The 23844-nt window shown below is 58.3% G+C and carries 25 protein-coding genes; 17 read left to right on the forward strand and 8 right to left on the reverse strand.

Annotated features, from left to right (window positions below; translation table 11 throughout):
- The first annotated feature begins 190 nt into the window (after window positions 1-190).
- Window positions 191-904: a DUF6348 family protein gene (locus tag H9Q10_RS11625; protein WP_197904150.1), complete on the forward strand. Its 714-nt coding sequence runs from the start codon at window positions 191-193 to the stop codon at window positions 902-904.
- A gap of 80 nt (window positions 905-984) precedes the next feature.
- Here the strand turns inward: H9Q10_RS11625 and H9Q10_RS11630 are convergent, their stop codons facing one another.
- Window positions 985-1680: a Bax inhibitor-1 family protein gene (locus tag H9Q10_RS11630; protein ID WP_197904151.1), complete on the reverse strand. Its 696-nt coding sequence runs from the start codon at window positions 1678-1680 to the stop codon at window positions 985-987.
- A 253-nt stretch (window positions 1681-1933) separates the two neighbouring features.
- Here H9Q10_RS11630 and aroE point away from each other — a divergent pair, with 253 nt between their 5' ends.
- The 7 genes from aroE (at window position 1934) to H9Q10_RS11665 (ending at window position 6823) form a co-directional block, all read left to right on the forward strand.
- Entirely contained in the window at window positions 1934-2749 is an 816-nt protein-coding gene (aroE, locus tag H9Q10_RS11635; RefSeq protein ID WP_197904152.1) for a shikimate dehydrogenase, read from the forward strand.
- Window positions 2750-3282: 533 nt separating this feature from the next.
- The gene (gene queF / locus H9Q10_RS11640) at window positions 3283-3756 is read left to right on the forward strand and encodes a preQ(1) synthase (RefSeq protein WP_197904187.1); all 474 of its coding nucleotides are present in this window, start codon (window positions 3283-3285) and stop codon (window positions 3754-3756) included.
- A gap of 22 nt (window positions 3757-3778) precedes the next feature.
- Window positions 3779-4039 (forward strand): hypothetical protein, encoded by a 261-nt coding sequence (locus H9Q10_RS11645; RefSeq protein ID WP_197904153.1) that lies wholly within the window; start codon window positions 3779-3781, stop codon window positions 4037-4039.
- A gap of 110 nt (window positions 4040-4149) precedes the next feature.
- Window positions 4150-4593: a hypothetical protein gene (locus tag H9Q10_RS11650; RefSeq protein WP_197904154.1), complete on the forward strand. Its 444-nt coding sequence runs from the start codon at window positions 4150-4152 to the stop codon at window positions 4591-4593.
- 119 nt (window positions 4594-4712) lie between these two features.
- Window positions 4713-5432 (forward strand): 7-cyano-7-deazaguanine/7-aminomethyl-7-deazaguanine transporter, encoded by a 720-nt coding sequence (locus tag H9Q10_RS11655; protein ID WP_197904155.1) that lies wholly within the window; start codon window positions 4713-4715, stop codon window positions 5430-5432.
- Between the two features lie 61 nt (window positions 5433-5493).
- A complete protein-coding gene (locus H9Q10_RS11660) occupies window positions 5494-6120 on the forward strand; it encodes a hypothetical protein (protein WP_197904156.1) in 627 nt (208 codons plus the stop codon).
- A gap of 31 nt (window positions 6121-6151) precedes the next feature.
- A complete protein-coding gene (locus H9Q10_RS11665; RefSeq protein WP_197904157.1) occupies window positions 6152-6823 on the forward strand; it encodes a M48 family metallopeptidase in 672 nt (223 codons plus the stop codon).
- Window positions 6824-6951: 128 nt separating this feature from the next.
- On the opposite strand, the gene H9Q10_RS11670 is transcribed toward H9Q10_RS11665, so the two are convergent.
- Window positions 6952-7866 carry a dialkylrecorsinol condensing enzyme gene (locus H9Q10_RS11670; protein WP_197904158.1) on the reverse strand — a complete coding sequence of 305 codons (915 nt, stop codon included), beginning with the start codon at window positions 7864-7866 and terminating at the stop codon, window positions 6952-6954.
- Between the two features lie 272 nt (window positions 7867-8138).
- Here H9Q10_RS11670 and mpl point away from each other — a divergent pair, with 272 nt between their 5' ends.
- The 4 genes from mpl to H9Q10_RS11690 all read left to right on the forward strand — a co-directional run bounded on the left by mpl (window position 8139) and on the right by H9Q10_RS11690 (window position 12068).
- Window positions 8139-9521 carry a UDP-N-acetylmuramate:L-alanyl-gamma-D-glutamyl-meso-diaminopimelate ligase gene (gene mpl / locus H9Q10_RS11675; RefSeq protein WP_197904159.1) on the forward strand — a complete coding sequence of 461 codons (1383 nt, stop codon included), beginning with the start codon at window positions 8139-8141 and terminating at the stop codon, window positions 9519-9521.
- A gap of 153 nt (window positions 9522-9674) precedes the next feature.
- Window positions 9675-10226 (forward strand): hypothetical protein, encoded by a 552-nt coding sequence (locus tag H9Q10_RS11680; RefSeq protein ID WP_197904160.1) that lies wholly within the window; start codon window positions 9675-9677, stop codon window positions 10224-10226.
- Window positions 10227-10376: 150 nt separating this feature from the next.
- Window positions 10377-11483 carry a N5-glutamine methyltransferase family protein gene (locus H9Q10_RS11685; RefSeq protein WP_197904161.1) on the forward strand — a complete coding sequence of 369 codons (1107 nt, stop codon included), beginning with the start codon at window positions 10377-10379 and terminating at the stop codon, window positions 11481-11483.
- A 333-nt stretch (window positions 11484-11816) separates the two neighbouring features.
- Entirely contained in the window at window positions 11817-12068 is a 252-nt protein-coding gene (locus tag H9Q10_RS11690) for a BolA family protein (protein WP_067593434.1), read from the forward strand.
- Window positions 12069-12531: 463 nt separating this feature from the next.
- Here H9Q10_RS11690 and H9Q10_RS11695 read toward each other — a convergent pair whose 3' ends face one another.
- The 3 genes from H9Q10_RS11695 to murA form a co-directional block, all read right to left on the reverse strand.
- A complete protein-coding gene (locus H9Q10_RS11695; RefSeq protein ID WP_197904162.1) occupies window positions 12532-13290 on the reverse strand; it encodes an endonuclease/exonuclease/phosphatase family protein in 759 nt (252 codons plus the stop codon).
- 201 nt (window positions 13291-13491) lie between these two features.
- Complete coding sequence (gene rpmE / locus H9Q10_RS11700) at window positions 13492-13707, reverse strand: 50S ribosomal protein L31 (RefSeq protein ID WP_067593429.1); 216 nt, start codon at window positions 13705-13707, stop codon at window positions 13492-13494.
- A gap of 152 nt (window positions 13708-13859) precedes the next feature.
- The gene (gene murA / locus H9Q10_RS11705) at window positions 13860-15110 is read right to left on the reverse strand and encodes a UDP-N-acetylglucosamine 1-carboxyvinyltransferase (RefSeq protein ID WP_197904163.1); all 1251 of its coding nucleotides are present in this window, start codon (window positions 15108-15110) and stop codon (window positions 13860-13862) included.
- Between the two features lie 450 nt (window positions 15111-15560).
- On the opposite strand from murA, the gene pheA reads away from it, so the two are divergent.
- The 4 genes from pheA to H9Q10_RS11725 all read left to right on the forward strand — a co-directional run bounded on the left by pheA (window position 15561) and on the right by H9Q10_RS11725 (window position 18566).
- The gene (gene pheA / locus H9Q10_RS11710) at window positions 15561-16640 is read left to right on the forward strand and encodes a prephenate dehydratase (protein WP_197904164.1); all 1080 of its coding nucleotides are present in this window, start codon (window positions 15561-15563) and stop codon (window positions 16638-16640) included.
- A 152-nt stretch (window positions 16641-16792) separates the two neighbouring features.
- Window positions 16793-17227, forward strand: coding sequence for a DUF6636 domain-containing protein (locus tag H9Q10_RS11715; protein ID WP_197904165.1), 435 nt, complete (start codon window positions 16793-16795; stop codon window positions 17225-17227).
- Between the two features lie 171 nt (window positions 17228-17398).
- Window positions 17399-17803, forward strand: coding sequence for a DUF6636 domain-containing protein (locus H9Q10_RS11720; RefSeq protein WP_197904166.1), 405 nt, complete (start codon window positions 17399-17401; stop codon window positions 17801-17803).
- 136 nt (window positions 17804-17939) lie between these two features.
- Complete coding sequence (locus tag H9Q10_RS11725) at window positions 17940-18566, forward strand: TIGR00730 family Rossman fold protein (protein ID WP_338082329.1); 627 nt, start codon at window positions 17940-17942, stop codon at window positions 18564-18566.
- Window positions 18567-19237: 671 nt separating this feature from the next.
- Here the strand turns inward: H9Q10_RS11725 and H9Q10_RS11730 are convergent.
- The gene (locus H9Q10_RS11730; RefSeq protein ID WP_197904167.1) at window positions 19238-19447 is read right to left on the reverse strand and encodes a hypothetical protein; all 210 of its coding nucleotides are present in this window, start codon (window positions 19445-19447) and stop codon (window positions 19238-19240) included.
- On the opposite strand from H9Q10_RS11730, the gene H9Q10_RS11735 reads away from it, so the two are divergent.
- Window positions 19446-21575 carry a lysine decarboxylase LdcC gene (locus H9Q10_RS11735; RefSeq protein WP_197904168.1) on the forward strand — a complete coding sequence of 710 codons (2130 nt, stop codon included), beginning with the start codon at window positions 19446-19448 and terminating at the stop codon, window positions 21573-21575. The genes H9Q10_RS11730 and H9Q10_RS11735 overlap by 2 nt on opposite strands.
- Window positions 21576-21925: 350 nt before the next feature.
- Here the strand turns inward: H9Q10_RS11735 and H9Q10_RS11740 are convergent, their stop codons facing one another.
- Entirely contained in the window at window positions 21926-22438 is a 513-nt protein-coding gene (locus H9Q10_RS11740; protein ID WP_197904169.1) for a single-stranded DNA-binding protein, read from the reverse strand.
- The gene (locus tag H9Q10_RS11745) at window positions 22428-23816 is read right to left on the reverse strand and encodes an MFS transporter (protein ID WP_197904170.1); all 1389 of its coding nucleotides are present in this window, start codon (window positions 23814-23816) and stop codon (window positions 22428-22430) included. Before H9Q10_RS11745 ends, H9Q10_RS11740 begins: the two co-directional genes overlap by 11 nt.
- Window positions 23817-23844: the final 28 nt, after the last annotated feature.

Below are 23844 nucleotides of genomic sequence, written 5' to 3' on the forward strand. Positions count from 1 at the left end.
CGGGGCTGAAAAACCCCGCTAACAAGACCTTTTGATAAGGTTTGTTAACGGGGTGCAATATATAAGGCTACCTGAAAACCAGCTCCGCGCGTTTCTGCGAAGCTAAATTTTCAGGTAGCCTTTTGCGAGCCCACGGCAGCCATCCTTATTGCGATATACCGCTTTTTCAGATAAGCCCAAGGGCAAACTTATGCCAACCCAAGAACCCGACACCCTAAACCTCAACGAAGCCCTTGCCGAAATCCTGCAAGCCCACGGCTATGCCTGCCAAACGCAGGGCGACAAAATCCTGCCCGACTTCGCCGTGCCCGTGCGGTTGGAAACTTGGGCGTTTCCGCGCGAACACGCCAACGGCGTGGTGGTGAGCCGTTTCGATGTCGGCATCACCCTGCCGGACGGGCGCGAACTCTACGAATGCTGCGGCGACATCGGCGAAAATCTGGAAGAAGCCCTCTCGCGTAACCTGCAAAGCTTCTGCACCAACAGCCTGCACGTTTTGCTGGACGCGTTCAATCCCGGCGAAAACCGTTGCCCGCACGAAATCTGGACAGCCCGCAACGGCAAACGTTTCCAAGCCATTTTGGGCGACTGGACCACAAAAAAACCGGCCGAAGACACAGACGGCGGCAATGCGGAAGCAATCGGCAGCATCATTCCCGCAGCATTGGAAAGCACGCTGCAATCCGTTATCTGCAATCAAAAGCTCGAAGCACAATATCATTTAATTCGCTTCTTTTACGCCCAATCGAAAAACAAAACCTTGAACGTGGAATTTATGGCAGACAACCAAGACGATGCCGAAGCGGAAAAACAGCTTGCCCGGCTCCCCTGGCCGCGCAGGGAAGACTATTACAGCGTGCGCCGCTGCATTGTGCTCAAACCCTTGTATGAAGGCCGCTCATAAGCCGCCTATCGTGTTGCCATAAATAAAGGCTACCTGAAAAATTCAGGTAGCCTTTTCATCCATTCAGCACTTAAAGCGGCTTATTCCTCGCCGGCAAAAGCCAGCAGCAGGCGCAAGAGGCCGGTGAAGATGTTGTAGATGGCCACGAACAGCGTGAGCGCGGCACTGATGTGGCTGTCTTCGCCGCCTTCAATCAGCACGCGCACCTGCCACATAATCAACACGGAGCTCACCATCACAAACAGGCCGGATACCGCCAGCGATAGTGCCGGAATGTTCAGGAAGAAGCTGGCCACCATGGCGATCATCGCCACCACGAAACCCACGGATACAAAGCGCGCAATGCTGTTGGTTTCGAAAGTGGCCGATTTGGCCATTGCCGCCATGCTCAGGAACACAGCCGCGGTCATCACAGCGGCAATGCCGACCAGCTCGATACCGTTGGACAAAGCCAGGCTGTAGTTCAAAATCGGGCCGAGCGTGAAGCCCAGGCCGAAAGTGAGCACCATCAGGAGCGCGGCGCCCACGTTGCTGTAGCGGTTTTTCTCAATCAGAAAGCTCATGCCGTAGAAGAAGGCGAAGAAAATGCCGATTGCAATCCAGCGGTTGCCGGTGAAGCTAAACAGGCTCAGGCCGGTAGACATGGCCAGAAACGCGCCGGCGGCGGCGGGCAGGAAAGACAAACCGAGCAGGCCGTAGGTTTTGCGCAAAACGGTATTCTGCGACACAGCGCTGCGGCCGACGTCGGTGTAATCGTAAACGTTATTCGGTTGCATCGAAAACTCCTCTTGATTAGCAAATAATGAAACAAACGAGCGCGGATTGTAACAGCAATTTCGCCCTTTGCGCGAAATATAAGCGCCTGCAAAACAAATTGTTGGCAGCCCAGCTCCTCCGCCATGCCGGCAATATGGGGCAGCACTGCCCGTTTGCAATGCCGCCGAATGTTGCCTTAGGTAAAGGCGTGCCGCCGCCCGATTGTTCGCATCCGCTATATAATTCACATTTATTTACCTCGCGAGAACCGCCATGCCCGCCCCCCGCTACGCCGTATTCGGCAACCCCGTCGCCCACAGCCGCTCGCCCGGCATCCACCAAATGTTTGCCGCGCAGGAAGGCACCGCCATCGAGTATGAACGCATTTTGGCCGAACCCGGCCGTTTTGCCGAAAGCGCCGCCGCCTTTTTCGCCGCGGGCGGGCTGGGCGCCAATGTAACCGTGCCGTTCAAAACCGACGCCTGCGCCTGGGCCGACAGCCTTTCCGCACGCGCCCGCGCCGCCGGCGCCGCCAACACGCTGATCAAACAGCCCAACGGCCAAATCCATGCCGACAACACCGACGGCCTCGGCCTGGTGGCCGATATCCGCCGCCATTTTCAGGTAGCCTTAGCCGGCAAACGCATCCTGCTCATCGGCGCCGGCGGTGCGGCACGCGGCGTCATCCTGCCGCTGCTCGAGTGCCGTCCCGCCTCCCTCACCATCGCCAACCGCACTGCAGCCAAAGCCCGCGAGCTGGCCGAAGCGTTCGGCGCCTCTGCCGCCGAGTTTGCCGAACTACCCGCCGCCGGTTTCGACATCGCCGTCAACGCCACCTCCGGCAGCCTCAGCGGCCAAGTGCCTGCCATTGCCGCCAAGGTGTTCGCCCAATGCGAGCTCGCCTACGACATGGCCTACGGCCGCGAACCCACCGCCTTCATGCGCTTCGCACAAAACGCCGGCGCACAACGCACTGCCGACGGCCTGGGCATGCTGGTGGAGCAGGCCGCCGAATCCTACCGCCTCTGGCGCGGCTTTTCGCCCGACACCGCCCCCGTGCTCTCCGCCCTACGCGCCGGAGTAATCTAACTTCGCCGTCCAAAGGCTACCTGAAACGTAGCCCAGCGGAATTTTTACCAAATCAAAACCGCAGCACTATTTTTCAGGTAGCCTCACAATAAAAAACACCAACTTCCTAAAATATTTGGCGTAAACGGTCGGGCTTCGCTCCTTTCTGCTGGCGCAGCCGAACGGAGCACGGTTTTTCGGGAAACAAGGGCACGCCCTGTTCGAAGCGGCGAGGCCGCAAGTTCGGGCACGCCCGAAAAACCGCGCGGAGTGGGGAAAGTTTGGCGAAGCCAAACCTGTGCCCGCAGTCGCCTTTCTTTGCTTCCTTCCTTTGGCGAAACAAAGAAAGGAAGTGCCCGCACCGGCATGAGGCACAAAGGTGAGCAGGGTGCGAATGGTAAAGGTTAGCTAAAATCCGGCAAACCGCCAAAACTCACTCCCTTAAAACAACACAGGCTGCCAGAAACTTTTCAGGTAGCCTGAAAATCCTTTATAATCCGCCCCTTTTTCCACCCGCGGTTCGCAACCCTCCCGCGTTACCAAAACTAGGATTCATCATGAGAAACCAAGCAGAGCTCGGCAGCCTCACCCTGCTGGGCAGCCAGAAAACCGAATACAAAACCACCTACGCCCCCGAAGTGCTCGAAACCTTCGACAACAAACACCCCGGCAACGACTACTTCGTCAAATTCGTCTGCCCCGAATTCACTAGCCTCTGCCCCATCACCGGCCAGCCCGATTTCGCCACCATCATCATCCGATACATCCCCGACATCAAAATGGTGGAAAGCAAATCGCTCAAACTCTACCTCTTCAGCTTCCGCAACCACGGCGACTTTCACGAAGACTGCATCAACATCATCATGAAAGACCTCATCAAACTGATGAACCCGCGCTACATCGAAGTGTTCGGCGAATTCACCCCTCGCGGCGGCATCGCCATCCACCCCTTTGCCAACTGGGGCCGCCCCGGCACAGCGTTCGAGCAAATGGCACGCGAGCGACTGCTAAAACACGATATGCAGTGAGCCGGCAGGCTACCTGAAAACCATGCCGCTTGCTGAAATCAAAAACCATGCCACCTCCCTTCCCCCGCTGGATAACACTATACTGGCTGCCGAAATCCGCCGGCTGAAACAGCACGGCGCATCCTTGCTGTCCTGCATTGCCTTTGTGCAAGCCAACCGCCGCATCAGTTTGAGCGAAGCCAAACGGCTCACCCTCTCCCTGCCTGCGTTCAGCACGAAAGAGAAAGCCGCTTTTGAACAAGCCTGCCAAATCATGCAGGCAGAATTCGAGCAGGAAACATAGCGGCAATATTTTTCAGGTAGCCTCTACTGGTTTGCCAGCCTCACTTTTTCCTTTGACACCAGTGGCAAAATTAAATTATCTACCACACTAATTAAGAAAAATTTAGCATAATGAACCAATTTATCCGTTTCCGGCAAATTATTAACGATTATGACTTACTGGAATGGGAAATTATCGCATCAAATCACCAGTCCACATTCCGCACTAAGATTTATACTGGAAAAGAGAACTGTATATCCATCTTGAACGATCTCCGTGATTTGAGTAAACAGCTTGATGGAATCTACGATTTACGATTAGGTGGTTTAGGGGAAGAGTATGCAGGAGGAGCTTTCACTGCACGATTACACTTTTCAGAAAACCATCATAGTAGATTATTTATTAAAGTATATTTAGAAACTGAATATTTTAAGTTTAAATCCAGAATGGTTAGCAGCATGGCAACAATGTATTTTGTAACAGAGCCGATTTTATTCGATACTTTCATCACCCAATTTTCCGGCATACTAAATGAAACCCGTGAGGATGCAATATTACCTTGCATTAAATTTTAAGCCTATTAATATTAATTAATCATATAATTTTAAAATCGATATTTTTTAGCCAGTTCCCCCCAGCGCGGTTCGCAACCCTCCCGCGCAGATTTCCATCTAAACCAAAACTAAGGACCATCATGCAAAACTACGTTTTTACCCCCGCCCAACAGCGCCAAGCCCTGATCTGGCTCACCCTCTTCCACATCCTCGTAATTGCCGCCAGCAACTACCTCGTGCAATTCCCCTTCACCGTTACCCTGCCCAACGGCTTCGAAGTGCATTCCACCTGGGGCGCCCTCACCTTCCCCTTCATCTTCCTCGCCACCGACCTCACCGTGCGCATCTTCGGCCAACGACTCGCCCGGCGAATCATCTTCCTCGTCATGTTTCCCTCCCTGCTCGTGTCCTACGCCTTCTCCGTGCTGTTTCAAGAAGGCGCGTGGACAGGCTGGAGCGCCCTCGCCGTATTCGTGATGCCCGTGTTCCGCATCGCCCTGGCCAGCTTCTCCGCCTACGCCGTCGGCCAAATCCTCGATATTTTCGTGTTCAACCGCCTGCGCCAGCTCAAATCCTGGTGGATTGCCCCCACCGCCTCCACCTTTGCCGGCAACGCCGTCGACACCCTGCTCTTCTTCTCCATCGCCTTCGCCGCCAGCGCCGACGCCTTCATGGCCGCCAACTGGCCGCACATCGCCTTTGTCGATTACCTGTTCAAACTCGTCATCTGCACCCTCTTCTTCCTGCCCGCCTACGGCCTCATCCTCAACATCCTCACCCGCAAACTCACCACCCTGCACCAGCCGCTGGAAATCGAAGCCGCAGCCCCGCAGCCTGAAACCGCCAGTCAATCCAATTAAATTTTCAGGTAGCCCTTGCCCGCGCAAAGGCTACCTGAAAACCATCTGCCCAAAGAGCAACATGAGTAAAAACAAACGAAAAACCCAATTCGCCCCTACCCAGGCCAATCCGCTCGACACCCTCTGCCGGCGCCCGCCCGATCTCCCCGCCCTGCAAGCCTACCTCGCCGAGCTCAAAGCCCAAGCCCAACACATCAGCGGCAGCAGCAACGACTACCCCGCCCGATCCATCAACGCCGCCGTGTGGATAGACGGCTACCAGCTCGTCCACACCGCCCGCGCCCTTGCCAACTGGCTGGAACAGCAGCGGCTCTACGACCTTTGGCCGCAAGCCCTCGAATGTTGGCGGCTCGCCGCCTTCGCCGTGGTGTCCCACTACCGTGCCGAAATCGGCCCCCTCATGCACGCCATGATGCGGCTGCAAAAACGGCGTGGCAACACCCAATCCGTGCAGGAAATGTGCCGCGCCATACTCGCCGATTTCAGTATCATCTTAGAGGATGCCGAAGCACTGCTCACCGACGGCCGCACCGAACCCACCGACTATCAGGAAGACAGCGAACTGGCCGCCATCGCCTACCTCGACCTCGCCGCCCGCCACCTCGCCGCCCACGGCGACAGCCAAGCACAAGCCATCCGCCAGCGCCTCAAACAACTGCCGCCATATTGGCAAAGCCTCAAGCTGTAGCCCCAATTCAAAGGCTACCTGAAAACCACCCATGCCCCTCCTCCCCCACACCCTCGCCAACGGCCAAACCATCCAGCTCCACCTCAGCCGCCGCGCCAAGAAAAACATCATCCTGCGCGCCCACAGCGCAAGCAGCCTGCGCCTCAGTATTCCACCGCAGCTCAGCCTGCCCGAGCTGCGTCGCTGGCTGCAACACAACGAAGCCGCCTTGCAGCAAATGCTCGCCCGAGCCCCCGCGCCCGCCGCCCCCGGTTGCATCTGGCTCCACGGCCGGCCGCACCAGCTGGGCAGCCACACCCAACCCACCATCCAAATCCAGCCCGGCCGCATCCTCCTGCCCCCGGCCGAATGGCCGCAACAGCAAGCCCAACTGCGCCGCCACCTGCTGCCCCTGGCCGAAGCCTACCTCCTCCCCCGCCTCGCCGCCCACGCCGAGCGGCTGCAACTCATCCCCGAACACAGCGCCCTCTCCCGAGCCAAAAGCTTTTGGGGCGTGTGCCACCGGCGCAGCATCCGCCTCAACTGGCGGCTCGTCGGCGCACCCGCATACGTGGCCGACTACGTGGGCGTGCACGAACTCTGCCACCTGCGCCACCCCAACCACAGCCCCGCCTTCTGGGCGCTGGTCGAACAGCACACCCCGCACCGCAGCGCCGCCTCCGCCTGGCTCAAACAGCACGGCCGCGAACTGTTCGTCCTCTAGCCGCCGTGCCCGCCCAAGCAAAAGGCTACCTGAAAACCCGTCGGGTATTTTCAGGTAGCCTTTATATCTCGCAGATGTAAAAATGTTTCTTACCAATTAATCCGCTATATTTTTCAGGTAGCCTTTGGCTACTCCCCAGACGGTGCCGCATAATACGCCCGTTCCCGCCGCATCTGCTCGCGGCGCAACGGCGAGAGCAGCATTTTCAGCAGCGCGCCAAGCGGCACCACAGTCAGAATCAGCCCCAGTAGAAACACGATATACACGCATAACACCAGCCGCCGGAGCCGCGGCGACACCCGTCCCGCCGCCATCAGCAGCCGCCCCCACAGCAAAAAACTGCGGTTGCCCACGCGCTCGCTGGCCATCAGCTTTTCGTTGATTTTTACCGCGCCCATGCGTTGCAACAGCGTTTCATCCAGCGTTTCGCCCCGCCGCAAAGCCTCCGCCGTGCGCCGTCCGAAGCGCACCATATCGGCGATTTCCGCCTCGCTGATGCCCGCCTCCGGCAGCCAAGGCACGGCCTGCCGTTTGCCGGTAAACATCCACAGCGGCGTGGTGATAAAGCTGGCAGCGCTGCCGCATTGGTCGATTTTCACCACATTGCCCACCAGCCGCGCCCCGGCATCGGCCAGCAGGCGTTTCATTTTCTCCTGCGCCATCAGCCACATATTTCGGCAACCAATCAGCGTGATCACCGGCGTATCGCGCAACGCCCGCCGCCCCGTCTCGCTTTGCAGAAACGCCGTAACCGGCTGCGCAGGCGACAAAAACCACACGCTGTAAGCAATCACCACCAAATCGTAACGCTCATGCGCCAGCTCGGGCGGCTCGATGGGCACAGGCTGCAAATGCACGGTTTCGGGGAAAGCATCGAAAAACGGCAGGAAGCGCCATGGGAAAGCAAACGGCCGCTGCGGCCGCAGCACCACGTCGTCCACCTCGATGGCCGCCTCGCCGCGCCAATCGCGCAGGAAACTCTCCTTCAGCCGCGCCAGCTGCCCGCTCTGCGAATACGACACCACCAACACGCGTTTTACCATTTTCCTTCTTCCGAAATCCAAAACGGCGGGATTCTAAATTTCAGTTGTTTTATTGTCAAATCAACAGGTTTATCCCAAAGGCCATCTGAAATTTGCCAAGCTGCCCAAACACAGCCTGTGCGGTATAAACAACATGCCATGCTTCATAAGAAATCTATTTTTCAGGTAGCCTCATAACTCGCCTATGAGGCCGCCCAAACCCCAACCCATGCCCGCTGCCGCGCCAATCCGCTATAATTCCGCCTTTCCGTTTTCTGAGAAGGCTTTCGGCTATGCAACACATCCACATCATCGGCATCGGCGGCACATTTATGGGCGGGCTCGCCGCCATCGCGCAAGAAGCAGGCTTCAAAGTGAGCGGCTGCGATGCCAAAATGTATCCGCCGATGAGCACGCAGCTGGCCGATTTGGGCATTGCCGTGCATGAAGGCTTCGATGCCGGTCAGCTGGGTGAATTTCCCGCCGATGTGTATGTGGTCGGCAACGTGGCCAAGCGCGGCATGCCAGTGATCGAAGCCATTTTGGATCGCGGCCTGCCCTATGTGTCCGGCCCGCAATGGCTGGCGGAAAACGTGCTCGCCGGCCGCTGGGTGCTCGGCGTGGCCGGCACGCACGGCAAAACCACCACCGCTTCCATGCTCGCCTGGGTGCTGGAATACGCCGGCCTCGCCCCCGGCTTCCTCATCGGCGGCATCCCGCAAAACTTCGGCATTTCCGCCCGCCTGCCGCAGGCGCCCCAAGCCGACCCGTCCGGCCGCTCGCCCTTCTTCGTGATCGAAGCCGACGAATACGACACTGCCTTTTTCGACAAGCGCAGCAAATTCGTGCACTACCGCCCGCGCACCGCCATCCTAAACAATCTCGAATACGACCACGCCGACATCTTTCCCGATCTGGCCGCCATCCAAACCCAGTTCCACCACCTTGTGCGCACCATCCCCGGCCAAGGCCTGATTGTGTGCAACGAGCGCCAGGAAAGCCTACAACAGGTATTGGCGCAAGGCTGCTGGACGCCGGTGGAGGGCTTCGGCAGCGCCGGGGGCTGGCAGGCCGGCGAGCCGGATGAGGAAGGTGCGTTCGACGTGCTGCACCACGGCCAAGTTGTCGGCCGCATCGCCTGGCCGCTGCTGGGCGAACACAACCGCTTAAACGCGCTGGCCGTAATTGCCGCCGCCCGCCATGCCGGCGTGAATATTCAGGTAGCCTGCGAAGCGCTTTCGCAGTTTCAAAACGTGAAACGGCGCATGGAAATCAAAGGCTGCGTGCGCGGCATCACCGTGTATGACGACTTTGCCCACCACCCCACCGCCATCGCCACCACCGTGGCCGGGCTGCGGCAAAAGGTGGGCAAGGCGCGCATCCTGGCCGTGCTTGAGCCACGCTCCAACACCATGAAGCTCGGCAGCATGAAGGCCGCCCTGCCGGAAAGCCTGGCCGAAGCCGACCAAGTGTTCTGCTACGGCGGCGGCGTGGAATGGGACGTGGCCTCCGCCCTCGCCCCCCTCGGCGGCAAACTGCACACCGGCAACGATTTTGCCGCCTTCGTGCAAAGCATCCTGCACAGCGCCAAGAGCGGCGACCACATCCTTGTGATGAGCAACGGCGGCTTCGGCGGCATTCATCAAAAGCTGCTGGACGGTTTGGCGCAGGGGTGAAATAAGTTTTCAGGTAGTCTTGCTTGCGTAAGAGGCTACCTGAAAACTTGAGCTTCAACAAAACTCATGCCGATCAATCGCTTTTAAGCAGCCTCTTCCCTGTACAATCAGGCTACCTGAAAACCAAAATCCCCCAACCACCGAAAGCCCACCATGAAACCCATCCTCACCGCCCTCCTGCTCACCGCCCTTTCCGCCCCCGCCGCCGCCGAATGCCTGATTCAGGCCAACGGCATCGGCGGTATCCGCCTCGGCCAAACCCCCGCCCAAGTGAAGCAGCAAATCCCCCGCGCCCGCTTCCAGCGCACCAGCGATGGCGAAGGCGTCGGCTACATCGCCATCACCCTGCCCGACCGCAGCGTCGTCCTCGCCTACCAAGAAAGCGCAGACGACCCCGACTCCCGTATCAACCAGCGCGCCAAAATCACCATGCTCAGCACCAGCAGCCCCGCCTGCCGCACCGCCTCCGGCGTCCACCCCGGCATGAGCCTGCAAGAAGCCGTCGGCAAACTCGGCCGCGTGAAAGAAATCGTGCAGAGCGAAATCGAAGCCCGCGAATTTGCCACCTTCCAGCGCCAGCCCGCCTGGCTCACCATCCAAGTGGAAGACGCCGGCCGCTACTCCGGCAGCGACAGCCTGCCCCGCCGCACCACCCGCTACCAGCCCAACAGCAAAATCCTCCCCCTTTCCATTTCCGCCAACTAACCAGCTGCCCAAACCAGCAAAAAAGGCTACCTGAAACGCACAAGTAGTTTTTCAGGTAGCCTATTGCCCAAGTATCCAACCATTTTTCAGGTAGCCTGCATCCATTTAGCAGGCTACCTGAAAACATCCACACAGCCAAACCCACCCGCCATGCCCCACATCCTATCCTGGCAAGAACAAGGCCAAACCCGCCAAGCCGAATGGCGCCACACCGCCGCCCAAAAGCCGCCCACCGAGCTCGCCGTGGCCGAGCCCAACCTCTCCGCCAAAGCCGCCCTCAAAAGCTTCCACCAAGGCCAAGCCCTGCTCTGGCGCAGCGACTACCACCAAGCCGTGCAGCTCCTAAGCGCCGTCAAACGCCAGCTCCCCGCCGCCACCTCGCCCGATTTCCACACCCACCGCATGCAACAGGCCCAGCGCAGCCGTCTCGCCAACATGCTGTTGGTGGAAATCGACCCCGGCCATCGGCTAAACCTGCGCCGCGCCCCCGATGTGTCCGCCGCGCTCACCGACGTGTTCGGCACACCCAACAGAGAGCCCTTCCTGCTGCCGCTCAACCTACTACTCGGCTTCATCGGCGCCCACCAATGGCACAAAAAAGGCGTGGAAATCCCCGCTCTCGGCGCACGCATCCACGTCCCCTTCGGCGTATTCTCCCCACTGCGCGGCGAATACCTCAACCTCATCGCCGCCGCCCCCCTGCCGCCCCGCGCCCAAAGCGCCTTCGACATCGGCACCGGCAGCGGCGCCATCGCCGCCCTCCTTGCCCAACGCGGCCTCCCCGCCATCACCGCCACCGACAACAGCCCCCGCGCCATATCCTGCGCCCGCGACAACTTCCAACGCCTCGGCCTCACCCAAATCACCCTGCTGCAAGCCGACCTCTTCCCCGAAAGCCGTGCCGACCTCATCGTCTGCAATCCCCCCTGGCTGCCCGCCAAACCCGCCGCCGACATCGAAACCGCCCTCTACGACCCCGGCAGCGCCATGCTGCAAGCCTTCCTCCAAGGCGCCCCCGAACACCTCAATTCCGGCGGACAAATCTGGCTCATCATGTCCGACCTTGCCGAACACCTCGGCCTGCGCCGGCCCGGCGAACTGGCCGCGCACATCGCCGCCGCCGGCCTCACCGTCGCCCAACGCCTCGACACCCGCCCGCAACACCCCAAAAGCCGAGATGCCACCAACCCCCTCGCCCACGCCCGCCACCAAGAAACCGTGAGCCTCTACATCCTACAGCCCGCACAGGCTACCTGAAAGCGCAAGCTTCAACGCGGTGGACCGATATCTTGGCGTAGCCAAGGCTGAGTTTCTGCGAAGCTGAAGCGTCAGCTTCAACGAAGCTAAAACGAGCGTAGCGAGTTTCTGCGAAGCCAAAATGCCCTGCAAAATCGGCACAGATAGCCGTATTCAGCCGGCAGCTTTGTTTGAAACTCACCACGGCCGATATTTTCAGGTAGCCTCTCCTCCTTAAAGGCTACCTGAAAATATCGGCTGCAACGAAGTGAAAATAAAACACCCGCCGCACATGACAATCCCCGCCCGTTTTGCTATAAACGCGCCTTTCCATCCCACAACACAGGAAGCGCCATGCTCACTCCCGAACAAGTCCAAGCCATGATCGGCGAAATCGTTGATGCCGAGCTGATCCAAGTGGAAGGCGACGGCCACCACTTCTTCGCCGCCATCGTATCCGCCGATTTCGAAGGCAAAGCCCGCCTCGCCCGCCACCGCCTGATTAAAGACGGCCTCGCCGACAAACTGGCCAGCAACGAGCTGCACGCCCTCTCCATCTCCGTGGCCGCCACCCCCGCCGAATGGGCAGCTAAACAAGGGCACTAAACCCCGCCGCCAAAACCAAGCCGCCGACCGGTTTCCCTGTCGGCGGCTGTTTTGTTTTCTATTTTGGGAACAATCCATTAAGCGTCTGTAAAACCAAACACAGAATATTTATTGCAAACGGTTGGGCTGTGCTTTCTCTGCTGGCGCAGCCGAACGGAGCGCGGTTTTTCGGGAAACAAGGGCTTGCATGTTCGAAGCGGCGCAGCCGCAAGTTGCGAGCCCGCCCGAAAAATTGCGCGGAGTGAGGGAAGTTTGCGCAGCAAACCTGTGCCCGCAGTCGCCTTTCTTTGCTTCCTTTCTTTGGCGAAGCAAAGAAAGGAAGTGCCCGCGCCGGCATAAGGCGCAAAGGTGAAAGAAGTGCAAATGATGCAGGCTACCTGAAATTCGGCAAACCACCTGAACCCGCTGTAATAAACTTAAAGCACTTCATTTCAAGTGTTGCAAAACCAAATAATGAGCCTATTCAACACCCCCGCAGCTCCACCACTGCCGACAGCGGCAGATGGTCGGACAACAACTGCCATGGCAAGCCTTGGTGGCTCATGGCATCCAGCACGTTTAGATGACGCGTGTAGATGCGATCCAGGCTCAATATGGGCAGGCGGGCGGGGAAGGTTTTGGGCTGGCTGCCGGCAAAGCGCACGAAGGCTTCGTCCAGCCCCAACAGGCGGCCAAAACGGCTGCACGATTGATGCCGCCAGTCGTTGAAATCGCCGGCCAAAATCAGCGGGGTGTCGGCGGGGATTTGGCTGTTGATGTAGCCGGCGATGGCGCGGTATTGCAGTTTGCGGTCGGCCTCGCGCAGGTTGAGGTGCACGCACAGGCAGGTGAGCGGCACATCCCAGCCGGGCGGGCGGATCTCGCAATGCAGCACGCCGCGCTGCTCGAGACGGTTTACGGACACGTTGAGGTTGGCGCGGGTTTCCAGCGGTAGGCGGCTGAGGATGGCGTTGCCATGGTGGCGGTTGGCATAGGTGGCGTTTTGGCCGTAGCTGCTGGCGAAGGCGAGGCGGCGGCCGATGATTTGGGCGTGCGGTTCGCTGGGAAATTCGGGCACATACTGCTGCCGTTTGCCGTGCGCGCCCTGCACTTCCTGCAAAAACAGGATATCGGTATCCAAATGTTGCAGGGCATCGACCATTTGCGGCAGTTGCAGCCGCCGGTTGAGCGGCGACATGCCTTTGTGGATGTTGTAGGTAGTGAGGGAAACGGTGCTGGCCATGATGGTTTCGGCGGGTTTGCCTGGCAGAAAATGGGGAAACTGGGCTTACAGCTAGCATATTATGTGCCAACTGATATTGGCCGTATCATACGCCGGCAGGTGGTGTCGGGAGACATTTTTTCCAAGCCTTAACCATCCATTGCAAAACCTGCGGGCCAAACAAAAGGCTGCCTTCTGGCAGCCTGGGGAAACACGGGCGGATTAGCGTTTGAACATATTGCCGTATTTCTGGTTGAATTTGTCCACGCGGCCGGCGCTGTCCACGATTTTCTGTTTGCCGGTGTAGAACGGATGGCACTCTGAGCAAACTTCGATGGTGAAATCGGTTTTGGCCATGGCGGATTTGGTGGTGAATTTGTTACCGCAGGAGCAGGTAACGTTGACATCGTGGTAGTCGGGATGGATTTCGGGTTTCATGGGTTTTCCTTTACTAAGCGGGTATAGGGGATTTGCCTATACTACAGACAAGCGGCGCATTATGCCTAAAAACGGTTTAAAAAGCAATAGGGTGTTGGCGGGAAGGGCTACCTGAAACTTTTCAGGTAGCCTTTTGTTGCGCCGAAACCAAATTATTTCACGCGCTCGATTTTAGCGCCCACTTTGCCCAGTTTTTCTTCGATGTGCTCATAGCCGCGGTCGAGGTGGTAGATGCGCTCGACGGTGGTTTCGCCATCGGCTACCAGACCGGCAATCACTAGGCTGGCGGAAGCGCGCAAATCGGTAGCCATCACGGTGGCACCGGAAAGCTTGGGCACGCCTTTGATGAGCGCGGTGTTGCCTTCGGCGCTAATCTGCGCGCCCATACGGTTGAGCTCGGGCACATGCATGAAGCGGTTTTCAAAGATGGTTTCCACCACGCGGCTGCTGCCTTCGGCCACGGCGTTTAGCGCCATAAACTGCGCCTGCATATCGGTGGGGAAACCGGGATGGGGCACGGTGCGCACGTCCACGGCTTTCGGGCGTTGCGCCATTTTAATGCGGATCCAGTTTTCGCCGGTTTGGATATCGGCGCCGGCTTCGGCCAGTTTGTCGAGCACGGCTTCCATGGTTTTCGGGGCGGCGTTTTGCAGGCGCACGTCGCCGCCGGTCATGGCCACGGCGCAGAGGAAGGTGCCGGCTTCGATGCGGTCGGGCACCACGCTGTGGGTGCAGCCGTGCAGTTTCTTCACGCCTCGGATGGTGAGGGTGGGCGTGCCGATGCCGCTGATTTGGGCCCCCATTTTCACCAGGCATTCGGCCAAGTCCACCACTTCTGGCTCCACGGCGCAGTTTTCCAGCACGGTGGTGCCTTCGGCCAGGGTGGCGGCCATCAGCAGGTTTTCGGTGCCGCCCACGGTTACCATGTCCATCACCACGCGTGCGCCCTTGAGCCGCCCGCGCGCTTTCACGTAGCCGTGCTCGATGGTGATTTCGGCACCCATGGTTTCCAGGCCTTTGAGGTGCTGGTCTACCGGGCGCGAGCCGATGGCGCAGCCGCCGGGCAGGCTCACCTGCGCCTCGCCGAAGCGCGCCAGTGTGGGGCCGAGCACGAGGATGGAAGCGCGCATGGTTTTTACCAATTCATAGGGCGCGCAGGTGTTGTTTACCGTGCCGCCGTTGATTTTGAACTCGCTCACGCCGTCGCTTTCCACTTCGGCGCCCATGCCTTGCAGCAGTTTGTGGGTGGTTTTCACGTCGGCCAGCATCGGCACATTGGTGAGGTGCAGGATGTCTTCGGTGAGCAGGCCGGCACACATCAGCGGCAAGGCGGCGTTTTTGGCACCGGACACCACGATGTCGCCATGCAGCGGGCCGTTGCCGGTAATTTTGAGTTTGTCCATATTTGATTGATTGTCTTTGATTTTGGTTTGAAGCGGCAGCCGCCTCGTGCAGGGGCTGCCTGAAAACGCGGGATTATAAACGTTTTGCCGGTGCGATAGGCTGCCTTTGCTCAAATTTGCCGCTGCCGGTTGGCCAGATATTTTTCAGGTAGCCTACCCAGCGGAAAGGCTACCTGAAAATGAGGTTGCCGAAGGAAACCAAGTTTTCACGAAGCGAAAAAACAAGTTGCTATGCTTCATTCACTCCCAAAAGCCGATTTTTCAGGCAGCCTGAAATTTTTAGCCATCTCGGATACCGCTTAACACACAACAGCACAGCACGCGCAGGCCTAATATCAAGCAAGGCGGGTGAGCCGCACAGAAATACGCCGCAGGCAGTATTTTTGCCAAGGCCTCGGCCTTCTTGCGGTACAATCCGGCCATTCCCCACCTCCACACAAAGGCCGCGCCATGACCGACCAAGCCCTCACCCCCCACCGCCAAGCCATCGACACCATCGACGCCGAAATCCTCAAGCTGCTCAACCAACGCGCCGGCCACGCCCGCGCCATCGGCGAGCTCAAAGGCACTGGCATCATCTACCGCCACGAGCGCGAAGCCCAAGTATTGCAGCGCATCCAAAGCCTCAACCAAAGCCTGGGCGGCCTCCTGCCCGATGAAGCCGTTACCCGCCTCTTCCGCGAAGTGATGAGCGAATGCCTCGCCGTGGAGCGCCCGCTCACCATCGCCTACCTCGGCCCCGAAGCCACCTTCACCCAGCAAGCCGCCGTGAAACACTTCGGCCACGCCGCCCACACCCAGCCCTGCCCCTCTATCGACGAATGCTTCCGCCTCGTGGAAGCCCGCCTCGCCGACTACGCCGTCACCCCCGTAGAAAACTCCACCGAAGGCCCAGTCGGCCGCACCCTCGACCTCATGGTCTCCACCCCACTGCGCGCCTGTGGCGAAGTCCTCCTGCGTATCCACCACCACCTCCTGCAGCAAAGCGGCGGCAACCCCCGGCCCGAAACCGTATACGCCCACGCCCAAGCCCTCGCCCAATGCCACGAATGGCTCAACCGCCACCTGCCCCACGCCACCCGCATCTCCGTGGCCAGCAACGCCGAAGCCGCCCGCCTCGCCGCCGCCGACCCCAACGCCGCCGCCATTGCCGGCCAAGCCGCCGCCGAGCACTACCGGCTCGCCAAACTCGCCGAAAATATCGAAGACGAGCCCAACAACACCACCCGCTTCCTCATCTTCGGCCACAACCACACCCAGCCCTCCGGCCGCGATAAAACCTCCCTCATCGTTTCCGCCCCCAACCGCCCCGGCGTGGTACACCACCTGCTCCAACCCTTCGCCGACCACGGCATCTCCATGACCAAGCTCGAAAGCCGCCCCAGCCGCGCCGGCCTGTGGGATTACGTTTTCTTCATCGACATCGAAGGCCACGCCGACACCCCCGCCGTGCGCCGCGCCCTCGACGCCATGACCGAACGCGCCGCCCTGGTGAAAATCGTCGGCGCCTATCCGCAGGCCGTACTGTAACGCCGCATCCTATTTTTCAGGTAGCCTCTTGATGTGGCGAGAGGCTACCTGAAAATATATTTCCGCAGAAAACCGAGTTTCCGCGAAACTAAAAACCAAAATCACCACTTTGCGGAAATCCCCTTTCCCAAACACACAAAAAGGAACAACCCATGCGCACCTTATCCCTCGCCGCCCTTCTCCTCGCGGCCGGCACCGCCCACGCCGAGCTCAGCTACTTCCAAAACGCCAACGGCCAAATCACCTGCGAATACGGCGGTGCATACCCACAGATCACCTGCGAAGTTTCCCACTTAGCCAAGCCCATTCCCGTTACCCCCGAACCACGAGATTGCGACACCCCAAAAGAGCCCGGCCAATGGAGCGGCAGCATCTCCCTATTCCGCACCGGCCCCACCCGCCTCAACTGCAACCGCTACAACCTCACCCGGCACGGCATCGGCAGCGTTGTCCTCACCGAAGAAAAGTCGTACACATTCTTCAACCAGCCCAACTGGCAATGCACCAGCCAATCCGGCAGCATGACCTGCACCAACCCCGAAGGCCACGGCTTCGAAATCAGCCCAAACAGCCTGCGCCGCTTCTAAGCACGCATATTTTTCAGGTAGCCTCTCGATGCAGTAAAAGGCTACCTGAAAAATATGTTTCCGCAGGAAGCTGAGTTTCTGCGAAGCTAAAAACCAAGCCCACGAAACCCACACATCCCCGCTTTCAGGTAAAATCCCCCGCTTTCCAACCTCATATTAAGGAACCGCACCATGCGTACCCTCCCCCTCGCCGCCGCAATCCTCCTGTTCGCCGCCGGCGCCGCCCATGCCGACATCCAAAGCTTCCGCAGCCCCAGCGGCCACATCAACTGCATGTACGGCCACACTCCCGGCACAGTGGAATGCCAGATTCCCCAGCCCGAACGCCCCGTCCGCCCCAAACCGGCCGATTGCGAACTCGACTGGGGCGGCAACTTCACCATCGTCCGCACCGGCCGCACCCAGATGGGCTGCGTGGGCGACAGCCTCGCCAGCCCCGACAGCCGCATCCTCCCCTACGGCCAAACCCTGCGTGGCGACGGCTGGCAGTGCACCAGCCGCACCAGCGGTATGACCTGCACCAACAGCCAAAACCACGGCTTCGAAATCAGCCGCCGCCGCCAACGCCTGTTCTAAGCCAAGCACATTTTCAGGTAGCCTTCCCGCAAGCCGACAGGCTACCTGAAAATATTTGCTGCCACGAAGCTGACACATCAACGCCAACGCAGTTAAAAACCCCGCACCGCCCGAGAGGCCATCCGAAAGCAAAACCATGAACCAAATGAACAACATCGTCGTCTATTGCGGCTCCAACCTCGGCGAAGACCCCCGCTACTCCCAAGCCGCCCGCGAGCTCGGCCGCGCCATCGCCCAACGCGGCAGCCGCCTGGTGTACGGCGGCGGCGGCATCGGCCTGATGGGCGAAACCGCCAACGCCGCACTCGAAGCCGGCGGCCGCGTAACCGGCATCATCCCCACCTTCCTGCGCCACGAAGAAATGGCCCACGGCCGCCTCACCGAGCTCATCGTCACCGAAAGCATGGCCGAACGCCGCACCAAAATGATGGAAATGGCCGACGCCTTCATCGCCCTGCCCGGCGGCCTCGGCACCTACGAAGAACTGTTCGAAGTCCTCTCCGCCGCCCAGCTCAAACTGCATAGCAAACCCATCGGCCTGCTCAACATCGGCGGCTACTTCGACCCCCTCACCGCCCTCCTGCAACACACCGCCGACCAAGGCTTCATGCCCCCCGCCAACACCGGCCTCGTCTGCGTGGACAGCAACATCCCCGCCCTGCTCGCCAAAATGGCCGCCTACCGCTTCCAAGACGCCCCAAAATGGAAACGCCCCGCCTGGCAGCAAGCCGAAGAAGCCAAAATCGCAGTAGGGGCTACCTGAAAACGTTCCCAAACCCGCTATACACGTTTCCCTCCGTTACAACCAACATTTTCAGGTAGCCTCACCACCCCATGAGGCTACCTGAAAATTCCGGCAAAACTAACATGCCCGCCATTAAAGGAATGAAACAATCCCTCCCCCGGCAGCCGCATCCCACTTCCCCGAAACCAAATCCCAACACCGCCAAGCAGCAACCCCGCAACACTCCCGGCAGCATTCTACCCGCCGTAAACATACAGCAAACCCGACCAGGCATATCCATTTCTATCTGCATAAACCCACACTTACCTACCGAAGCACCCCTTCACCACAAGCCGCTCCCCTCTTGGCACATCCGCCCTCTCAGGCCGTTTGCTCTAAAATTTTATGACCAAAGTCAATCTCTATCTGCCAATTTTATGATATGATGTATCAATAAATAGGTAGCCATTCAAACAAACCGCTAATCTGAAACCTTAAATTCAGAATAGTTCTTTAAAATCAGAATGTATTATATGCAAGCAAGATTGCAGGCTTATGCAATGCCAGCCTGTAATCGGACGCATAGACTGAAGAAACTGTTAATTATGCTTATCATTTCTTAACTGTTTCTTTAGACTGCACACATTTCCTTCCGGCTCGATTATCCGCCCAAACCAAAGGCAAAAACAATCCCGCCAGCCGGTATTCCATTACATTATTAATACCCTATCAATCCCTTCTTGCCTGCATATACCCGTATGCAGGTTTGTTTTTGCCGCTTGTTGCCAAGCGGCGCAGCGAAGATTGTTGCTGCCACGCTCGTCTGCATGACGCAGCGCGGCGGCTTCAAGAAGGCCGGGCTTGCCCGGATTTGCAGTAAAACAGCTGTTTTTTAATTTATTTATAAGGATTGATGTCATGAAGAATATCTTATTAGGCTGTGGTCAGAAGGAACTGGGGGACTATGTCAAGAGTCTCGTTACCTCTTTGGAAAAGAGTGGGTACACCATCCTGATAGCCCATGACCAGCAAGAAATCCTGACGCTTCTGAAACATGACGCCAGAATAGGTTCCGTGCTTTGCACACTGGATATTTTTAACAAGGAGTTGGAACAAAAAATCATCGCGCTCAACGAAGAGCTGCCCGTATTCCTATTGAAAACCACCGACTGCGACCAGCCGGTAGACTTCGGTGCCGTGGGCGACCATGCCACCTTCATCGATTGCCACCTGTTCAGCAACGAAGACGTGGTGGACAAAATCGAAAAAGCCATCCACCATTACATCGACGAAATCACTCCCCCGTTCACCAAAGCATTGTTCAACTACGTGGGCGAAAACAAATACACATTCTGTACGCCGGGCCACATGAGCGGCACCGCCTATCTGCAATCCCCGGTGGGCAGCATTTTCTACGATTTCTACGGCGAAAACACATTCAAATCAGATATTTCTGTTTCTATGGGCGAGCTGGGCTCACTGCTCGACCACTCCGGCCCGCATAAAGAGGCTGAAGAATATATTGCCGAAACCTTCAATGCCGATCACAGCTACATCGTTACCAACGGCACTTCCACCGCCAACAAAATCGTTGGCATGTATTCCGTACCCGCCGGTAGCACCGTGCTGATCGACCGCAACTGCCACAAATCATTAACCCACCTGTTGATGATGAGCGACATCACTCCGGTATATCTGAAACCGACCCGCAACGCCTACGGCATCTTGGGCGGTATCCCGCAGAAAGAGTTCACCAAAGAAGTCATCAACCAAAAACTCGCCAAAGTTCCGGGTGCCACTTGGCCGGTACACGCCGTCATCACCAACTCCACCTACGACGGCCTGTTCTACAACACCGACAAAATCAAAGACACCTTGGATGTGAAATCTATCCACTTCGACTCCGCTTGGGTGCCCTATACCAACTTCAGCCCGATCTACGAAGGCAAAACCGGTATGGGCGGCAAACAGGTGAAAGACAAAGTGATCTTTGAAACCCACTCCACCCACAAACTGTTGGCTGCATTCTCACAGGCTTCCATGATTCACGTTAAGGGTAACCTGAACACCGCCACCTTCGGCGAAGCCTATATGATGCACACCTCCACTTCCCCGTTCTACCCGATGGTAGCCGCCACCGAAGTGGCCGCCGCCATGATGCGCGGCAACCCCGGCAAACGCATCATGCAGGATTCCTTGGAACGTGCCATCAAATTCCGTAAGGAAATCAAGAAACACAAAGCAGCCGCTGATTCATGGTATTTCGACGTATGGCAGCCTGAAAACGTTGATACCATCGAATGCTGGGAGCTGCATCAATCCGACAAATGGCACGGCTTCAAAGACATCGACGCCCAGCACATGTACCTCGACCCGATCAAGGTCACCTTGCTCACCCCGGGCCTCGATAAAAACGGCCAGCTGGAAAAAACCGGTATTCCCGCCAACCTCGTATCCAAATTCTTGGACGACCGCGGCATCATCGTAGAGAAAACCGGCCCGTATAACATCCTCGTGCTGTTCAGCATCGGCGTGGACGACACCAAAGCCCTCGGCCTCCTGCACGCCCTGAACGAGTTCAAATCCCTGTACGACGCCAACGCCACCGTGGAAGAAGTATTGCCGCGCGTGTTCAACGAATCCCCGTCGTTCTACAAAGACATGCGGATTCAAGAACTGGCCCAAGGCATCCACAGCCTGATCTGCAAACACAACCTGCCCGAACTCATGTTCAGCGCATTCGAAGTGTTGCCGACCATGGTGATGAACCCGCACAAAGCCTTCCAGCTCGAGCTCAAAGGCCAGATTGAAGATTGCTACCTGGAAGACATGATCGGCAAAATCAATGCCAACATGATCCTGCCCTATCCTCCTGGCGTACCGTTGGTAATGCCTGGCGAAATGATCACCGAAGAAAGCAAGCCCATCTTGGAATTCCTGATGATGCTGTGCGAAATCGGCGCCCACTTCCCCGGCTTCGAAACCGACATCCACGGTGCCTACCGTCAAGACGACGGCCGCTACAAAGTTAAGATCATCAAAGCCTAACCCAAAGCACTATCTGAGCACCGCGCAGCTTGAACCCCAAGCTGCATAAACCAACCGGCCTGATTGCTCAGGCCGGTTTTCTATTCTGGCAATAAAAGGCTACCTGAAAACCAAGTTTCAACGTAGTTAAAACTCTCGCCGTTTTTCAGGTAGCCTTCCCCGTTATCCCAAACAATTTTCAGGTAGCCCTCTTATCCCCACAGGCTACTGAAAACCCTGCCCGCATCCTCCCGCATATTTTCAGGTAGCCTGAAGCCTTTGCAAACTATCCTCACAACAAAAGGCTACCTGAAAAGCTGCCGCAGCAATTTCAGATAGCCTTTTACCATATCGGGAAATCCGCCAAATCCTCAGAATGGAATATCGTCATCAATGTCGTCAATCGGAGCAGGCGCAGGCGCGGCGGCCTGGCGGCGCGGCGGGGCAGGCGGCTCGGCAGCGTAGGCCGGCTCATTGTAGCTTTGGGCGGGCTGTTGCCGCTGCTGGCTCGGCGCAGTGGCATATTGTTCTCCGCCTTCATAGTGGCCGCTGCCGCTGTTGCGGCCATCGAGCATTTTCATTTCGTTGGCCACAATGTCGTAGGCGGTGCGTTCGATACCGTCTTTGCCAGTGTATTTACGGCTTTGGATGCGGCCTTCGATATACACTTTGCTGCCTTTTTTCAGATACTGGCCGGCAATCTCAGCCAAGCGGCCGAACATACTGATGTTGTGCCACTCGGTGCGCTCTTGGCGCTGGCCGTTGCGGTCTTTCCAGTTTTCGCTGGTGGCGATGGAAAAATTGGCCACCGCGTCGCCGCTGGGCAGGTAGCGCACTTCGGGGTCGCGCCCCAAATTGCCGATAAGCATCACTTTATTCAACATGGTTTCCTCCTAAAATAATCTGTTTGGCGGCGGTTTCATCGAAACCCTGTTGCCGCGCTTTGATGTATACGGTTGAACGGTCGGCGCTGAGGCTGGCAGCCTCCACACCGTCGAATTGCTGCAACACAGCCAAGAGCCGCTCCTCGCAACCCTGCCAGGCAGGCGACACGGCAAAAGCCAAATTGCGCACTGCCGCCGGCGCCGGCGCCAATACGGCCACCAGCAGCCAGGCCAGCGTGAGCACCATGGCAAACACAAACACGCCGAAAAAGCCGAAGCGTTCAAACAAACGCCCCCCGGCCGCGCCGCCCACAAACACACCAACCGACTGTGCCGTGTTATACATGCCCATGGCCGTGCCCTTCAAATCAATCGGCGCCACTTTCGACACAATGGAAGGCAGGCTGGCCTCCAAAATATTGAAGCCGATAAAATACACCACCAGCGAAATGCCGATGGCCAGCAACGAAGCCTGCCCCCCGTAGAGCCCGGCCAGCGCCGCCGCAATCAGCATAATCCCGCCCACAAACACCGGCTTGAGCTTATTGCGCGTTTCACCCACCACAATCGCCGGCACCATCAGCACAAGCCCGAGCAACACCGCCGGCAGATAAATCTGCCAATGCTGCTCCTTGGGCAGCCCTAAGCCGCGCATCACAATCGGCAGGCTGGCAAAAATCGCCATCATTACTGCCTGAAGGGCAAAAATGCCGAAATTGAGCTGCATCAGCCGCTTGTTGCGCAGCACTTCACTGATGCGCGAAGCCTGCATTTCCGCATCTTCGCGGAACTTGCTCTGCTGCGGATTGGGCGTAATCCACGCCACCACGCCCACGGCCAGCACGCACAGCGCGCCCGTGAGCGCAAACAGGCCGGGCACCTTAATCCACTCCGTGAGCAGCGGCGACACCACCATGCTGGCGGCAAAAGTGAGCCCGATGGTGAGCCCGATGGAAGCCATGGCGCGGGTGCGCACTTCCTCGCGCGTCAAATCCGCCAGCAGCGCCGTTACCGCCGCGCTCACCGCGCCCGCACCCTGAATCGCCCGGCCGACCAGCAGCCAGGCCACGCTATCCGCCGCAGCCGCAATAAAGCTGCCCAGGGCAAACACCGCCAGGCCGAGGTAGATCACTTTTTTGCGCCCCAGCTTGTCGGAAAGCATGCCGAAGGGCAGCTGGAACAGCGCCTGCGTCAGGCCATACACCGCAATCGCCAATCCGCCGGAAGCCGGCGTGCTGCCCGGCAGCTCTTTGGCATACAGCGCCAACACCGGCAGCACCAAAAACATGCCCAGCATACGCAGCGCATACACGCCGGAGAGCGACGCGCTGGCGCGCCATTCGGCCGGCAGCAGGGCGGTACGGGGAGGTCGGGACATAGCGGCGGGGGTTTTGTGGGGTGGAAAA

It is taken from the genome of Eikenella glucosivorans (assembly GCF_016025525.2).
In the GTDB taxonomy this organism is placed as follows: domain Bacteria; phylum Pseudomonadota; class Gammaproteobacteria; order Burkholderiales; family Neisseriaceae; genus Eikenella; species Eikenella glucosivorans.

What these genes read in the sequence shown, in the direction of transcription:
- H9Q10_RS11660 (WP_197904156.1), top strand. Translation starts at nt 5,494, where the DNA reads ATGAGTAAAAACAAACGAAAAACCCAATTCGCCCCTACCCAGGCCAAT.
- pheA (WP_197904164.1), top strand. Translation starts at nt 15,561, where the DNA reads ATGACCGACCAAGCCCTCACCCCCCACCGCCAAGCCATCGACACCATC.
- H9Q10_RS11690 (WP_067593434.1), top strand. Translation starts at nt 11,817, where the DNA reads ATGCTCACTCCCGAACAAGTCCAAGCCATGATCGGCGAAATCGTTGAT.
- H9Q10_RS11735 (WP_197904168.1), top strand. Translation starts at nt 19,446, where the DNA reads ATGAAGAATATCTTATTAGGCTGTGGTCAGAAGGAACTGGGGGACTAT.
- H9Q10_RS11630 (WP_197904151.1), bottom strand. Translation starts at nt 1,680, where the DNA reads ATGCAACCGAATAACGTTTACGATTACACCGACGTCGGCCGCAGCGCT.
- H9Q10_RS11695 (WP_197904162.1), bottom strand. Translation starts at nt 13,290, where the DNA reads ATGGCCAGCACCGTTTCCCTCACTACCTACAACATCCACAAAGGCATG.
- H9Q10_RS11715 (WP_197904165.1), top strand. Translation starts at nt 16,793, where the DNA reads ATGCGCACCTTATCCCTCGCCGCCCTTCTCCTCGCGGCCGGCACCGCC.
- H9Q10_RS11680 (WP_197904160.1), top strand. Translation starts at nt 9,675, where the DNA reads ATGAAACCCATCCTCACCGCCCTCCTGCTCACCGCCCTTTCCGCCCCC.
- aroE (WP_197904152.1), top strand. Translation starts at nt 1,934, where the DNA reads ATGCCCGCCCCCCGCTACGCCGTATTCGGCAACCCCGTCGCCCACAGC.
- H9Q10_RS11730 (WP_197904167.1), bottom strand. Translation starts at nt 19,447, where the DNA reads ATGACATCAATCCTTATAAATAAATTAAAAAACAGCTGTTTTACTGCA.
- H9Q10_RS11650 (WP_197904154.1), top strand. Translation starts at nt 4,150, where the DNA reads ATGAACCAATTTATCCGTTTCCGGCAAATTATTAACGATTATGACTTA.
- H9Q10_RS11745 (WP_197904170.1), bottom strand. Translation starts at nt 23,816, where the DNA reads ATGTCCCGACCTCCCCGTACCGCCCTGCTGCCGGCCGAATGGCGCGCC.
- rpmE (WP_067593429.1), bottom strand. Translation starts at nt 13,707, where the DNA reads ATGAAACCCGAAATCCATCCCGACTACCACGATGTCAACGTTACCTGC.
- H9Q10_RS11625 (WP_197904150.1), top strand. Translation starts at nt 191, where the DNA reads ATGCCAACCCAAGAACCCGACACCCTAAACCTCAACGAAGCCCTTGCC.
- H9Q10_RS11685 (WP_197904161.1), top strand. Translation starts at nt 10,377, where the DNA reads ATGCCCCACATCCTATCCTGGCAAGAACAAGGCCAAACCCGCCAAGCC.
- murA (WP_197904163.1), bottom strand. Translation starts at nt 15,110, where the DNA reads ATGGACAAACTCAAAATTACCGGCAACGGCCCGCTGCATGGCGACATC.
- mpl (WP_197904159.1), top strand. Translation starts at nt 8,139, where the DNA reads ATGCAACACATCCACATCATCGGCATCGGCGGCACATTTATGGGCGGG.
- H9Q10_RS11740 (WP_197904169.1), bottom strand. Translation starts at nt 22,438, where the DNA reads ATGTTGAATAAAGTGATGCTTATCGGCAATTTGGGGCGCGACCCCGAA.
- H9Q10_RS11645 (WP_197904153.1), top strand. Translation starts at nt 3,779, where the DNA reads ATGCCGCTTGCTGAAATCAAAAACCATGCCACCTCCCTTCCCCCGCTG.
- H9Q10_RS11670 (WP_197904158.1), bottom strand. Translation starts at nt 7,866, where the DNA reads ATGGTAAAACGCGTGTTGGTGGTGTCGTATTCGCAGAGCGGGCAGCTG.
- H9Q10_RS11720 (WP_197904166.1), top strand. Translation starts at nt 17,399, where the DNA reads ATGCGTACCCTCCCCCTCGCCGCCGCAATCCTCCTGTTCGCCGCCGGC.
- H9Q10_RS11665 (WP_197904157.1), top strand. Translation starts at nt 6,152, where the DNA reads ATGCCCCTCCTCCCCCACACCCTCGCCAACGGCCAAACCATCCAGCTC.
- H9Q10_RS11725 (WP_338082329.1), top strand. Translation starts at nt 17,940, where the DNA reads ATGAACCAAATGAACAACATCGTCGTCTATTGCGGCTCCAACCTCGGC.
- H9Q10_RS11655 (WP_197904155.1), top strand. Translation starts at nt 4,713, where the DNA reads ATGCAAAACTACGTTTTTACCCCCGCCCAACAGCGCCAAGCCCTGATC.